The organism is Castellaniella denitrificans (genome assembly GCF_042653765.1).
Lineage (GTDB): Bacteria > Pseudomonadota > Gammaproteobacteria > Burkholderiales > Burkholderiaceae_B > Castellaniella > Castellaniella denitrificans.
In genome coordinates, this window is the sequence record NZ_JBHSEZ010000014.1 from 54502 (window position 1) to 67254 (window position 12753).

The following is a 12753-nucleotide window of genomic DNA, read 5'->3' on the forward strand; positions in this document are numbered from 1 at the left end:
TCCAGCCGGCGACCACGACAGCCGGACACTTCCCCCGAACCGTGCGACTGCTGCCCTCCCGGCGGATTCGCCGGAGGAGCGCCACGGGACGAGGGGGAGCGCCTGCGAGCCATCATGGATTCGCCCACGTACCGGCTCGCGTACGAGGACATGGACCTGCTCACCCAAAGAGACCTGCGCCCCCTGCGCCTGCAGCTCGAACTGCTCAAGCCCGAGCGCGGGCTGGACGAGCAGGGCGTGCACTCGACCGTGGTGGTCTTCGGCAGCGCGCGCGTGCGCGACGCCGCCACCGCGCGCGACCGGCTCGCCGCGCTGGAGAGGCGCGGGGACGCCGCACCGGCGGATCCGTCCCTGGAACGGGAACTGGCCCTGGCCCGCCGCCGCGTGGAGCAGGCGCGATACTACGAAGAGGCGCGGCGCTTCGCCCGGCTGATCTCGGCACGCTTCCAGCAGGAAAAGCGGTGCGATTTCGTCGTCGTCACCGGGGGCGGGCCGGGCATCATGGAGGCGGCCAACAGGGGCGCGTTCGAGGCCAACGCGCGCTCGATCGGACTGAACATCACCCTGCCGCACGAGCAGGCGCCCAATTCCTACATCACGCCGGAACTGGCATTCCGCTTCCACTACTTCGCGCTGCGCAAGATGCATTTCCTGATCCATGCGCGCGCCCTGGTCTCCTTTCCAGGAGGCTACGGCACGATGGACGAGCTGTTCGAAGTGCTGACCCTGATCCAGACCGGCAAGATGCCCCGGATTCCCGTGGTGCTCGTCGGGCGGGCGTTCTGGCGCCGCGTCATCGATTTCGACTACCTGATCGACGAGGGCTACATCGCGGCGGGGGACACCGGACTGTTCGAATACGCCGACGACGCCGACGAGATCATCGCCGCCCTGGAACGCTTCTACGCGGACGCCATGGAGAAAGGCGCCGCGGAGCGTCCCGGATCCATCGCCTGAACCCGAGGCGCCGGAAGACGCCTACCGATCGCGGATGCGCACGGTCAGGCTTTGCGCCGCCGTGCCCACCGGCCCGCCGGCGTCGCTCAGGACCGAGAAAGTCTCGCCCAGGCCCGTCGGGCCGAAACTGACGCGCGTGTCGAAACCGACCCAGCCGGCCTCGGGCTGGCGCGTGAAGTGGATGGTCAGGTCCACATTGGCGAAGAACACCGCGTCCGGATCCGCGCGAACGGCCAGGCCGTTGGCGGTATCGACCAGCTTCACGAAGCCGGCGACGGGCGGGTCGATTTCCCCTTCGACCAGCGGATAAGGGGTACGAATCCAGCTCTGCCCCCGGCCCGGGCGGGCATCGGCGGCCCGGCGCGCCTCCAGCGAGCCGATGAACCCCCCGCCCCAGACCTTCGAAAACACCCAGGGCCGCATGGCCTCGGGCGGCGGCAGCGGCGCCCATTCGCCGCCCTGCTCCCGCGACGTGTCGCTGGCGAGCAGGCGCCAGATCCGGGCCTGGACGCTGACCTGGTCCCCATGGCGCATGCTGGCCTCGATCAGCTCGATCGAGCGGCCCGGGCGCAGCATCCGCACGTCGATCGTGAACGGGCCGGAATGGATGACCCCCAGCACGTCGAACGACACCCGGGACACCAGCTTGTCGCTGGGCAGGCGGCGTTCCGCCTCGGCCAGCACCAGCCCGGCCGCCACCGCCAGGTGCTGCTCGCCAGGCTGCCAGGCGCCCTGGGAATGCAAGGTGGACAGGAATCCGGTTTCCCCGCGGCGGACGTAGTAAGCGTCCGGGCAGGACTCGCCGGCGTGGCCGAGGTGCAGGTTCTGAGCGGTAGGCATGCGCAAGAGTATAGCCGCGGACGGCCGATCGATCGCTCGCCGGACGCGGCAAAAGCATACACTGACGGTCGATCCAACTTTTCGCGGTTCCGCGAACCGCCCCATCGTGACCGACACGGCCTTTTCCTCCCTGCCCCTCTCCCCCGCCCTGCTGGACAACCTGCAAGGCCTGGGCTTCGAACAGATGACGCCCATCCAGGCGCAAAGCCTGCCGCTCATCCTGGAAGGCCGCGACCTGATCGCGCAGGCCAAGACCGGCAGCGGCAAGACCGCCGCGTTCGGCCTGGGCGTGCTGCGGAGCCTGGACGTCAACCGCCTGGTCCCGCAGGCCCTGCTGCTCTGCCCCACCCGCGAACTGGCGGGCCAGGTCGCCCAGGAACTGCGCCGGCTGGCCCGCCTGATCCCCAACGTCAAGGTGCTGACGCTATGCGGGGGCGCCGCCGCGCGCCCCCAGGCCGAATCGCTCGCCCGCGGCGCCCATCTGGTGGTGGGCACGCCCGGCCGCATCCAGGATCACCTGGAACGCGGCCGCCTGGACCTGTCCGGCCTGAACACACTGGTGCTGGACGAAGCCGACCGCATGGTGGACATGGGCTTCTACGACGATATCGCTGCGATCGTCTCGCACTGCCCGGTCAAGCGCCAGACTTTGCTGTTCTCGGCGACCTACCCCGACAACATCCGCAAGCTCAGCGCCCGCTTCCTGCGCAACCCCGCCGAAGTCAAGGCCGAGGTCCTGCACGATGCCAGCCGCATCGAACAGATCTTCTACGAAATCGAGGAAGACGAACGGCTGGACGCCGTGGCCACGCTGCTGGCCCACTTCCGCCCGGTCTCCACGCTGGCATTCTGCAACACCAAGGCCCGCAGCCACGACCTGGTCGAACGCCTGCGGTCCGAAGGCATCAGGGCCCAGGCGCTCAACGGCGACCTGGAGCAGCGGGAGCGCGACGAGATCCTGATCCAGTTCGCCAACCAGAGCTGCACCGTCCTGGTCGCGACCGACGTGGCCGCCCGCGGCCTGGACATCCAGAACCTGGACGCCGTGATCAACGTGGACGTGACCAGGGACACCGAGGTCCACGTGCACCGCATCGGCCGCAGTGGCCGCGGCGACCGGAAGGGGCTGGCGCTGAGCCTGTGTTCGCCGGAGGAAATGCGCTGGGCCGATCTGGTCGAGCGGTACCAGGGCGCCCCGCTGAAATGGGCCGACCTCAAGTCGCTGCGCCCCAGGTCCGACCGCCCGCTGCGCGCCCCCATGATCACCTTGTGCGTCCAGGGCGGCAAGAAGGACAAGCTGCGCCCCGGCGACCTGCTGGGTGCCTTGACCGGCGACGGCGGGCTGGCTTTCGAGCAGGTCGGCAAGATCAACATCACCGAATTCAGCGCCTACGTGGCGCTGGACCGCCGGATCGCCAGGCAGGCGTTCTCGCGGCTTTCCAGCAGCACGATCAAGGGGCGCCGGTTCCGCATGCGATTTCTGGAAGAGTTCTGAGCCGGGCACTGTCCCTCCTCCAGGCCCGCAACCTGCAGCTCGCCGCCCAGGGCCTGCTGACGACGCCGCGCCGCAAGGCCGCTCCGCAAGACCTGCGACGCGCTGCTGGCCCGCATCGAAGCCCACGGCCCGGTCAAGTCGCCAGAAACCCTGCCTGAAGGACACCGACCTGGACACGCTGGTGGCCCGGGACGTGCTGCGGCGCGTGGATGTGCACGGCTGGTCCAGCCCTGGCTATGTGCACCGGCGGCACGCCGATCTGCTGCAAAAGGCCCTGGAGGGCCGGCTGCGCGCCACTCACACCACGCTGCTGTCCCCTTTCGACCCGCTGGTGTGGGACCGCGAACGCGCCTCGGCGCTGTGGGGATTCGACTACCGCATCGAGCAAGGCGTCACGCTGAACGACGCCGCGCTGCGGGCCGTGGCCCGGGCGATCCAGCGATGCGCGGACTGGCACGGCACGCCCGAGGTGCACGTGAGGCGCGCGGAGCCCGCCGGCCTGCTGCCGCGGTTGCGCGCCTGCCTGGAGTCACCGGCAAGGCTCATCCCGGCAGGGCGTTCTTGAACAACTTGCCATTCTTCATGATCACGGCGAAGTTTTTCTCCGGATCCGCGATCAGGCCGATGTCGGCGGTCGGATCGCCTTCGACGAGCAGCAAGTCGGCGAGCGCGCCTTCTTCGACGACGCCCAGCCTGCCCGGGTAGGGATTGCGCGGGCCCGACAGCGCGAGCAGTTCCGCATTGGTGCTGGTGGCCATCCGCAGCACCTCGGGCGCGGCATACCAGCGCGTCATCGTCGCCAGCATCGCCCCTTGGTGGACGGGCATGCCGGGGTCGAAGAGGATATCGGTGCCCCAGGCGACCTTGAGACCATATTTCTTTGCGAGCCGGTAGGCGTTGTCGGTTCCGGCGTACACCTCGAGCTGCTTGGCGCGCGACTCGCCGGTCTTCGGATTGGAAAACTCGTTGTCGATGAAGGCCTGGGCGCTCAGCCAGACTCCCCGTTCGGCCATGAGCCGGGCGGTCGGCTCATCCATCAATTGGCCATGCTCGATGACCTTGACGCCGGCGCGGACGGCCGCCTGGATGGCGCGCGGCGTGTAAGCATGAACCGTGACATAGGTGCCCCAGTTCTCGGCGGCCTCGACGGCGGCGCGGAACTCTTCCTCGGAGTACTGGGCGACATCGATCGGGTCGTAGTGCGACGACACGCCGCCGCCCGCCGCCAGCTTGATCTGGGATGCGCCCAGCATGAGCTGCTCGCGGACGCGCTTGCGGACTTCGTCCACGCCATCGGCGATCACGCCGCCATTGATCGCCTCGCCACGGCTGAGCGGAGCATTCCGTCCGGCGGGAACCTCGTACGGCATGCGGAAATCACCGTGCCCTCCCGTCTGCGAGATCATCGCCCCGGAAGGCCAGATCCGCGGTCCGTCCACCAGGCCTTCGTCGATGGCCCGCTTGAGCCCGAAGGCGGGGCCGCTGAGATCGCGGACGCTGGTGAACCCCCGCATGAGCGTGTCGCGGGCTTCCTTGCCGGCCGCCAGGTTGATGTAGCCGATGTCGCCGGTCAACAGCACCGGCAAAGGAACGGCCGCCATCATGGCATGCCAGTGCGCATCGATGAGGCCGGGCATCAACGTCCGTCCGCCGCCCTGGATGATTCGCGTATCGGCGCGACGGTCGACGGGAATCGGGCCGGTGGCGATCCGTTCGATCACATTGCCCCGCACCAGGACATTCGACGGCGCGGAAAGCGTGTCGCTCTTGCCGTCGAAGATTCGCACGTTCTCGAACAGCACGACGGTCGGCTGCACATCCTGCGCATGCGCAATGGCTGGCACAAGACAGCCGATCGCGATCAACAGCTTCAGTCGCATCCCCAGTACGAATCGCATGGAACCCCCTGTTTTCCGGTTGAGTTCATGCCCAGCCCCGATGAGGCGGGCCCGTCTCATGATACCTGGCCGTTTCGGCGCATCGCCGCATCATACCGCCCCGGAGTGACGCCGAACACCTGCCGGAACACGGTGATGAACGCGCTCACGTTGTCATAGCCGGAATCCAGGGCCACCGCCGTCACCGGCCTGCCGCCCGCCAGCCACTCCAGCGCCTTCAGCAGGCGCACGCGCTGGCGCCATTCGGTGAATGTGAACCCGGTTTCGGCGACGAACCGCCGCGTCAGCGTGCGCGGCGCGATGCCCGCCCACGCCGCCCATTCCCGCAACCGGCGTCCATCATCGGGCCGATCGGACAGCGCCCGCGCGATCCTGATCAAGCGCGCATCGCGCGGCATGGACAGGCCCAGCGCGGCGTGCGGCAGCGAACGGATCTCGTCGAGAATCACCCCCGCCAGCCGCGCCTTCGGCGCATCCGGATCGTTCTCCGTCCATGAAACCGCGCGCGCCACGGCCTCGCGCAGCAAGCCGGAGACGGCCAGGACGCACGGCCGCCGATGGAGCTCGGCACAGGCGGATGCGGCCACGTAGACGCTCCAGCCCGAGAAAGGCCCGTGCGAACGCAGCCCGTGCGGCACGTCCGGCGGGATCCAGACGGCATGCGTGGCCGGCACCACCCAGCGGCCGCCGCCCGCGTCGACCGACAGCAGGCCCCGCGCCGCGCCGAGCAGTTGTCCGCGTGCATGGCGATGGCGGCGCGTCACACGGACCGCGCCCGCCTCGCGCGCCACAGCCAGCAGCAATGGACCTTCCGCGGCGGATGCTTGCGCCGGCGGAATCAGGGGATCGGTCATGGATGGCCTTGAATCGATATTGAATGACATTTATACCGCAGTCAGGCCACCGCATGCCATCTACAGTGAGGGCTCGCCACACATCGACCCACCGCAAGGAACGACACGACATGCCCGCCACCGACATCCGCACCGCCCTGGACGAATTGCTCAACCAGCCCCACCGTCCGCTCGAGGACGTGCTCGAACGCCATTTCAGCCCCGACTACCGGCAGCGCACCAACGGACAATGGGACGACCGCGAAGCGTTCTTCCGCCATGCGAGCAAGCTGCGCGAGGTCGTGGCGTCGGCCCGAATCGAAGTGCTGGACGAACTGCGCGACGGCACGCGCTACGCCGACCGCCACCGCGTCCATGTCGTCAAGCGCGACGGCGGCCGGATCGTGCAGGAGGTCTACCTGTTCGCGGAGCTGGACGCCCGCGGACGCTTCCGGCGCATCGAGGAAACGACCTTGATGCTGGAAGGCGAGGAGGCCGACCGGGCACTGGGGAATGCGAAATGAGGCCCGGGGTGCCGGTGCGCGATCGCCGGCGCCAGGCCACCTCCGGTCAGTTGCCCGCACCGGCACGGGACTTCGCATGCCCCTCGTCATTCGACAATGGGCAACGGCTCCCGATCCTCGAACGCGGACTGTACGGCCTCGACGACACGCAAGGCCCTCGTCTTGTCGTCGAGCATCGGGTACTCCTTCACGAGTTTGCCGGAGATGCGCCACCCATGCTCTTTGATCGACCGGATCATACGCACGGCGTCCATATCCGGCATTTCCAGCACGTCCTTGATGCGCTGCTGCGCCAACTCCAGCCGCACCAGCACACGTACCTCGTCCGCCATTGCATGGCGGATCGTGTGGGCGACGAGATGGGTGGTGTAGATCGCATGTTCGGTGAGATCCGGATAGCGCCAGGCAGCGTTGGCATCGTCGTAGGCATCGAATACGAAGTTCGACTTTACGCCGTCCTCGTATTCGACCATTTCCCCGAAGCGATAGGCGGCGTCGTACCGCCGCATGAAGGGCCGCGAGAACACTTCCAGCACACGATCGTAGCCGTGGCCAAATTCACGCACTCCGGTGATGGTCGCGGACACGGGCAGGATCACCCCAGCCGGAATGGCTTGGTCACGCAAAAGCGTATCGTTGATCAGAAAGCGGTGGATGCGCCCGTTGCCGTCGCTCATCGGATGGAGATAAACGAAGCCGAACGCGACAGCGGCCGCCCGCGCCAGCGACTCGCGCCCGCGGGTCGCCTGCTCGAACGCTTGCAGCCCCGCCAGCATGTCGCCAAGCACCGAGAAATGTGGACCGATGTAGTGGACGACATCCTCGCGAATGGTGGCTTGTCCGACGAACACTGGCGATCGGCGCACACCCAGCCGCAGCGCTGCGGCGCCGAGAATGCCCTTCTGCAACACGGCCAGCCCATCGGTGCCAAGCGGCTCGTCCAGCTTGCCGCAGTACTCGGCCATGACGTGGACGAACCGCTTGACCCTATCTGTCTGATCGGCCTCGCGCTCGATCAGGAAGCTCGCACGCGACTCCTTGAGCGTGAGCCAGGCGGCGGCACGCATCAGCACATCCTCGCCAAACTGGTGATCCAGCTCCGCGAGCGCATCGAGCGGGTTGAACTGCAGCGCTTGGGTCAGCGCCGGAGAGCGCCGAATGATGGGGCAGAAAGCCGGCGTGCCCGGCAGATTGTTGTTGACGCGCCAGCGACGCTCGCGAACGGCTTTGGTCCGCGTAAGATAGGCATCATCGGAGACGGCATTGACGTAGGTCCCGCCGGTCAGGTCCGGGACGTCAAGCCGATTGCCGGTGAGCCACTCGTAGAAAAATCCAGCCCGGCGCGCATACTGCCCGAACGGCTCGGCGCGGCACCACTCCTCCAGCGGTTGCGGCCCGCAGGCAGCGAACAACCGAGTGAAGAATTCGAGATCGATCTCCTCGTACTTCAGCCCAAACTCGAAGTGCCCGGCAAAGGTATCGGCCGGCCGGTAAACGGCCGGATACTGGTTCTCGATGCCCCGGAGTGACTCTCGCGTCGCACGGGAGGTACCGATGATCGACGTCACACGCAGCGGCTGCGCCAGCATGACGCCAAACTTGGCTTCCAGGGCTTTGAAACCGATCTGCATGTTATGAAAACCCGTGACGAGTCACTAAAAACGCTTATTTCCAGTGATAATTCAAGAAAAACGATGATGCCACATTGTCACATGAATTCGGATGGAGAACACCAAAAATGATTGCGGATTGGAGTTCCGGCTAAAAAACAATGCTCCGCCAGGTTGTGCCGCTTGCGCCGCACGCCATGCATTATCCGGCCGCACAACTTGAGATTTACGCAGTCCCCTATTGACATAGAGACATCATGATGTCATGATACCTAGCATGCACATCGATCCTGACCACCGGCCCCTTTATGCAAAAATCGAAGCGGCGCTGGCCACCGACATTTCGGACGGCATCCTCCCTCCCGGTAGCCAGCTACCACCGGAAGATCGCCTGATCGAGCGATTTAGCGCCAGCCGCACTACAGTGCGCAAGGCGATCGAGAATCTTGTATTGCGCGGACAGGTTGAAATCCGGCGCGGCAAAGGCACCTTTGTCACGCAGCCCAGGATAAGCCAGGAACTGACCGAGTTGACCGGCTTCGTCGAGGACATGCAGGCACTCGGCCGCACTCCGACCGCCCGGCTTCTGGACAAGCAAATCGTGCCCGCTGACGCGGCTGTTGCCCGGCAACTGGCAGTGCCTCCAGGCAGCTTGGTGATGCGAATTCAGCGCGTCCGCCTTGCCGATGGCGTCGCCATGTCGTTCGATGAAACCTATCTGCCCCGCGAGATCGGAGAAAAGATCGTCACGCACGATCTGGATGCGGAGCCAATCTTTTCTTTGCTCGAAGGCAAATACGATTTGCCGCTGACCGAGGCGGAGTATCGGCTTGAAGCCGTCACCGCCGCTCCTGGTGTAGCGCAGGCCCTCGCCATCGATTCCGGCAGCGCCGTCTTTCTGATCGAGCGTACGTCTTACACCGAAGGGCATCGGCCCATCGATTACGAAAAGCTCCACTACCGCGGCGATCTGATCAGCTTCGTCACACGCTTGGCCCGTCGCGCACGCGACCGTTCGTGACCCGGAGTCCAAGAAGTGGAATCTCTATGGCTGTTCGCGGCCGCTTTCGGTGCCAGCGCTCTTGGCGGAGTGCTTGGCATGGCGAGTGGCATCTTCATCGTGCCGATCCTCACGCTGTTTTTTGGCGTGGACATCCATACCGCCATTGGAGCCAGCATCGTTTCGGTCATCGCCTGCTCGTGCGGCAGCGCGTCCCCGTTCCTCAAAGGTCGCCTGACCAATGTCCGGCTTGCCATCGTCCTTGAGACGGCCACCACGTTCGGCGCACTGACAGGGGTGCTTCTCATCGGGATCATTTCGACGCCTGTCCTGTATGGCCTCTTCGCGGCCATCCTCGCGATTTCGGCCAAACAGATGCTTGCACGGCGGCGCGAGGCGATCGACGCGAGCGCCCCGAACGGAAAGAGCTGGGCCACGATCCTACGCTTGCATTCCAGCTTTCCTGATCGCGTGTCCGGACGGGAAGTGTCCTATCAAGTCAGCCGCGTTCCGCTCGGCATGATGCTGATGTATGGGGCCGGCCTGATTTCCGCATTGCTGGGAATCGGCTCAGGCGTTCTGAAAATTCCAGCGATGGACACCGCTTTGCGACTACCCATCAAGGTCTCGACCGCCACGTCGAATTTCATGATCGGAGTGACCGCAGCTGCCAGCGCGGGGGCCTACTTCGTGCGCGGCGATATTGACATTGGCATTACGGGCCCAATCGCCCTCGGTTCGGTTATTGGTGCGCTCGTCGGCGCACGCCTGCTGATGAGACTGCCTGCCGACAAGTTGCGTGTCTTTTTCGTGATCGTCCTGACGCTGCTGGCGATTCAGATGCTCATGAGCACCTTTGGCATCAAAATTCTAGGAGGGACTGCATGACACCTGGGGCAGACCATTTTGAACGGCGGGATCAGATCATCGCCGGACTACTCCGGTATGGAACATGGCTCGCGACCGCACTGATTGCCGTCGGGGTTCTCTTGACCGCCGCCGCACCATTCCTGAGCTCACCCGCCCTTCCACTAAACGGTCATGACGCGGTGGAAGCTGGCATTGCAGTGTTCATTCTCTTGCCAGTCACGCGGGTCATGCTGATGTTGACCCTATTCCTACGAGAGCATGACTACGCCTACACCGCGATTGCGACGCTTGTACTAGCGACCATCGCGGCCGGCGTACTCATGGAGATGTGAACGACTCTTTTTTCATTGATAATGCAACACGCATCATCAATGGCATTCATTTTATAAAACAACCTCATTCCCACTATTTGGTGCCGGCCGGTGCCAGACGCGGGATCATCCCCCCCCACTCGATCATCAACGGGGCTCGTAAGCCCGCATGGATAAAGGGATTTGCGGTGATCGAAATGAGCCTTACCGTCGCGTTTACCGTCTGCAACGGACACCTTTTTTTGGCGCGGGAGATGGGACGATTTGTTGGGTAACGACGCCGGCGGCACCATCATCAATCGCCGTCTAGGATAGCGCAGATAGCTGCTCGGCGAGCAGGTCTGTCTGCTCTGCGAACTTCCTGGCATCGGCCTTCTGCAACTGCGCAAGGTTGTGCAGCTTCCAGCGGATGCCCGGCAGGTGTTCGAGGTGTGCGATGCCAAGCAGCGACCAGTCCGGCTTGCCTCCAGCCAGTGACAGCAAGAAGCGTCGCTCGTCGTCGTCCAAGCCCCGTTGAATTTCGCGCACCATGCGCTCTCGCGCGGCGAGCAGCGCATTGAGCGGCACCGGCTCGGCCGTCATGCCTCGAAAGTTGTGCTCGTAGTCATGCCGGATGTCCCGTAGCGGCGTGAACAGCACCTCATGGATCGGCCGGTTACTGCTGGCCAGGTAGACCACGAAGGCACGCCGGATGCCGGGCGTGATCCCCTCATGCGCAAAGAGCTGCATCACATCGAACAGATCGCGCGGATGCTGCCGATCCAGCGCCGCCACCAGCTTGCCGCCGTACACGTCCTCCAGCGACACCACCGGAATCTCCAGATCGGCCAGCAAGGTGTCGCGTGCGGTCGGCGTGAGCGAAGCACGACGCACCGGCTGCACCGTACCGCGCATGACGAAGTTGACTTCGACCTTGACCTGAATCGGGCCGCGCTGCACCAGCAGCTTGGTCTCCCCTGCGGCGGCGGCCGGCGCATGCGTCTGGAAGCCGCGCTTCTTCAAGCACGCGGCTGCTTGCCGGATGGCCTCGTTGATGCGCGCCAGCGCCTCGCCGCGCGGCAGCGTGTGATCGGGGAAGACCAGATCAAGATCGACCGACAGGCGCGGCATGTCGCGCACGAACAGATTGATCGCCGTGCCGCCCTTCAAGGCAAAGGTGTCATCCACAAACACCAGCGGCGCCACCTGCGTCAGCAGACGCGCGGTATCGAGATAGGTCTGATTCATGGCTTGAGCACCAACAGGCCCTCGACGGAACGAGACACCCAGGGCCGCTCGCTGCCGGTCGGCAGCGTGGCTGGATCGAGCTTCGCCGCCCAAGGCAACGACGCCTCGCGGCCGAGTTGCAGACACAGCCGCACGGTCTTGACGCTCGTGCAGTGTTGCAACAACTCGCGCAGCACGTCGGCGCGCAAGCTGTAAGCGCCCTCGACAAGTTCGCGGGCTTCCTGCAAGGGCTGGCGCACCCCGACTTCGCTCAACAGCTCCAGCAAGGCGCGTTCCGGCGCCGACACCTGCGGCGCCCCGCTGCGCTTCTCGAATGGGCCGACGTGTAGCAAGGCGGACGGCTGCTCGTCGAACAGGCGCTTGCGGCGGTACTCGGCCGGGAAGCGTTCGGTGAACCATTCCGGCAGACGGGCTGCCGTCCAGCCATACAGATGCAACACGGGTTGCTGCGACACGTACTGGCGCATGCCGTACCAGTCCAGCGCCGACTTGCCGCCGACGTGCAACCCCTCGAACCGGCGCTGCAGCAGCAACAAACTGGGATGGAGCGCCAGAGTGTCGTTCGGGCGGCCGTACACCCCGCGGGCCAGGCGCGTGAGCCAGCCTGCCCGGACGTAGTGGACGGCTAGGTCGGCAGAGATGCTCAGCGCCGCCAAGTCCTCCGAGGTCAGCGGAGTTCCCGGTGCCAGCCGGGTGTAGAGGGCATTTAACTTGCTTGAAGTAGTCGTAGCCATACTACGATTTCTACAACTTTCCCAAGCTGAAGTCAATTTGATATGGCGTTTCCAGTCGTAGTCTGGATACGATACTGACAACATATCCAAATACTCACCCCTTGGAAACAGCCGCGCGGGAAGCCGGTCGAGCGTCGTCTCCCCTGCCCCGCCTGAACCCCCGATCCCCCGCCATGAACGCCTCCAGCATGTGCGGGATCAACTTCTCTGTCAACGCCGGTTGAAAACTGACCCACTTTCGTCGGAATCGTCGGAGTAAAACTGACCCACCCCGGCGTCCAAAAAACCTAGTTCCTGATCTTGATATTCCCTGCTTTGCGCTTGTCCTTGAGTCGGTAGCTTTCCCCGGCAATCTGGGCTTGCCCCACCTCTCCGGACAGATCAGATGGCATGATCATGCCTGGAGAGCAAAGCGATGGCACGAAACAGAAGACATTTCACGGACGAGTTCAAG

At 64.9% G+C, this 12753-nt stretch carries 13 protein-coding genes and 1 pseudogene; 7 read left to right on the plus strand and 7 right to left on the minus strand.

The genetic code is table 11. From position 1 onward, the window contains the following. The first annotated feature begins 114 nt into the window (after positions 1-114). On the plus strand, positions 115-957 hold the full coding sequence (locus ACFO27_RS11820; protein WP_376817504.1) for an LOG family protein: 843 nt from the start codon (positions 115-117) through the stop codon (positions 955-957). A gap of 21 nt (positions 958-978) precedes the next feature. Here the strand turns inward: ACFO27_RS11820 and ACFO27_RS11825 are convergent, their stop codons facing one another. Beyond that, a complete protein-coding gene (locus tag ACFO27_RS11825; protein ID WP_376817505.1) occupies positions 979-1797 on the minus strand; it encodes a thioesterase family protein in 819 nt (272 codons plus the stop codon). A gap of 106 nt (positions 1798-1903) precedes the next feature. On the opposite strand from ACFO27_RS11825, the gene dbpA reads away from it, so the two are divergent. Both dbpA and ACFO27_RS11835 read left to right on the plus strand, forming a co-directional pair. After that, on the plus strand, positions 1904-3292 hold the full coding sequence (gene dbpA / locus ACFO27_RS11830; protein WP_376817506.1) for an ATP-dependent RNA helicase DbpA: 1389 nt from the start codon (positions 1904-1906) through the stop codon (positions 3290-3292). Positions 3293-3473: 181 nt separating this feature from the next. Next, positions 3474-3857: a DNA glycosylase AlkZ-like family protein gene (locus ACFO27_RS11835; RefSeq protein ID WP_376817507.1), complete on the plus strand. Its 384-nt coding sequence runs from the start codon at positions 3474-3476 to the stop codon at positions 3855-3857. On the opposite strand, the gene ACFO27_RS11840 is transcribed toward ACFO27_RS11835, so the two are convergent. Further along, on the minus strand, positions 3835-5190 hold the full coding sequence (locus ACFO27_RS11840) for a metal-dependent hydrolase family protein (RefSeq protein ID WP_376817508.1): 1356 nt from the start codon (positions 5188-5190) through the stop codon (positions 3835-3837). The two genes, ACFO27_RS11835 and ACFO27_RS11840, sit on opposite strands and share 23 nt — an antisense overlap. Before the next feature lie 56 nt (positions 5191-5246). Then, positions 5247-6044: an AraC family transcriptional regulator gene (locus ACFO27_RS11845; protein WP_376817509.1), complete on the minus strand. Its 798-nt coding sequence runs from the start codon at positions 6042-6044 to the stop codon at positions 5247-5249. A gap of 110 nt (positions 6045-6154) precedes the next feature. Between ACFO27_RS11845 and ACFO27_RS11850 the strand changes: the two genes are divergently transcribed. Next, complete coding sequence (locus tag ACFO27_RS11850; RefSeq protein WP_376817510.1) at positions 6155-6547, plus strand: nuclear transport factor 2 family protein; 393 nt, start codon at positions 6155-6157, stop codon at positions 6545-6547. An 86-nt stretch (positions 6548-6633) separates the two neighbouring features. Here ACFO27_RS11850 and ACFO27_RS11855 read toward each other — a convergent pair whose 3' ends face one another. Further along, positions 6634-8178: a Fic family protein gene (locus ACFO27_RS11855; RefSeq protein WP_376817511.1), complete on the minus strand. Its 1545-nt coding sequence runs from the start codon at positions 8176-8178 to the stop codon at positions 6634-6636. A gap of 256 nt (positions 8179-8434) precedes the next feature. Between ACFO27_RS11855 and ACFO27_RS11860 the strand changes: the two genes are divergently transcribed. Genes ACFO27_RS11860 through ACFO27_RS11870 form a run of 3 tightly spaced genes read left to right on the plus strand, consistent with a single transcriptional unit; the run spans position 8435 to position 10359 of the window. Further along, positions 8435-9178, plus strand: a complete 744-nt coding sequence (locus ACFO27_RS11860) for a GntR family transcriptional regulator (protein WP_376817512.1) — start codon at positions 8435-8437, stop codon at positions 9176-9178. 15 nt (positions 9179-9193) lie between these two features. Beyond that, positions 9194-10045: a sulfite exporter TauE/SafE family protein gene (locus tag ACFO27_RS11865; RefSeq protein ID WP_376817513.1), complete on the plus strand. Its 852-nt coding sequence runs from the start codon at positions 9194-9196 to the stop codon at positions 10043-10045. After that, entirely contained in the window at positions 10042-10359 is a 318-nt protein-coding gene (locus ACFO27_RS11870) for a DUF1634 domain-containing protein (protein WP_376817514.1), read from the plus strand. The genes ACFO27_RS11865 and ACFO27_RS11870 overlap by 4 nt, the downstream gene beginning before the upstream one ends. 285 nt (positions 10360-10644) lie before the next feature. Here ACFO27_RS11870 and ACFO27_RS11875 read toward each other — a convergent pair whose 3' ends face one another. From ACFO27_RS11875 to ACFO27_RS11885, 3 genes and pseudogenes are all read right to left on the minus strand, one after another. Then, entirely contained in the window at positions 10645-11565 is a 921-nt protein-coding gene (locus ACFO27_RS11875; protein ID WP_376817515.1) for a nucleotidyl transferase AbiEii/AbiGii toxin family protein, read from the minus strand. Further along, the gene (locus ACFO27_RS11880; RefSeq protein ID WP_376817516.1) at positions 11562-12299 is read right to left on the minus strand and encodes a type IV toxin-antitoxin system AbiEi family antitoxin domain-containing protein; all 738 of its coding nucleotides are present in this window, start codon (positions 12297-12299) and stop codon (positions 11562-11564) included. Before ACFO27_RS11880 ends, ACFO27_RS11875 begins: the two co-directional genes overlap by 4 nt. Positions 12300-12393: 94 nt before the next feature. Then, positions 12394-12507 (minus strand): annotated as a pseudogene (locus tag ACFO27_RS11885) (DUF2274 domain-containing protein); the annotation flags it as partial. Positions 12508-12753 lie beyond the last annotated feature (246 nt).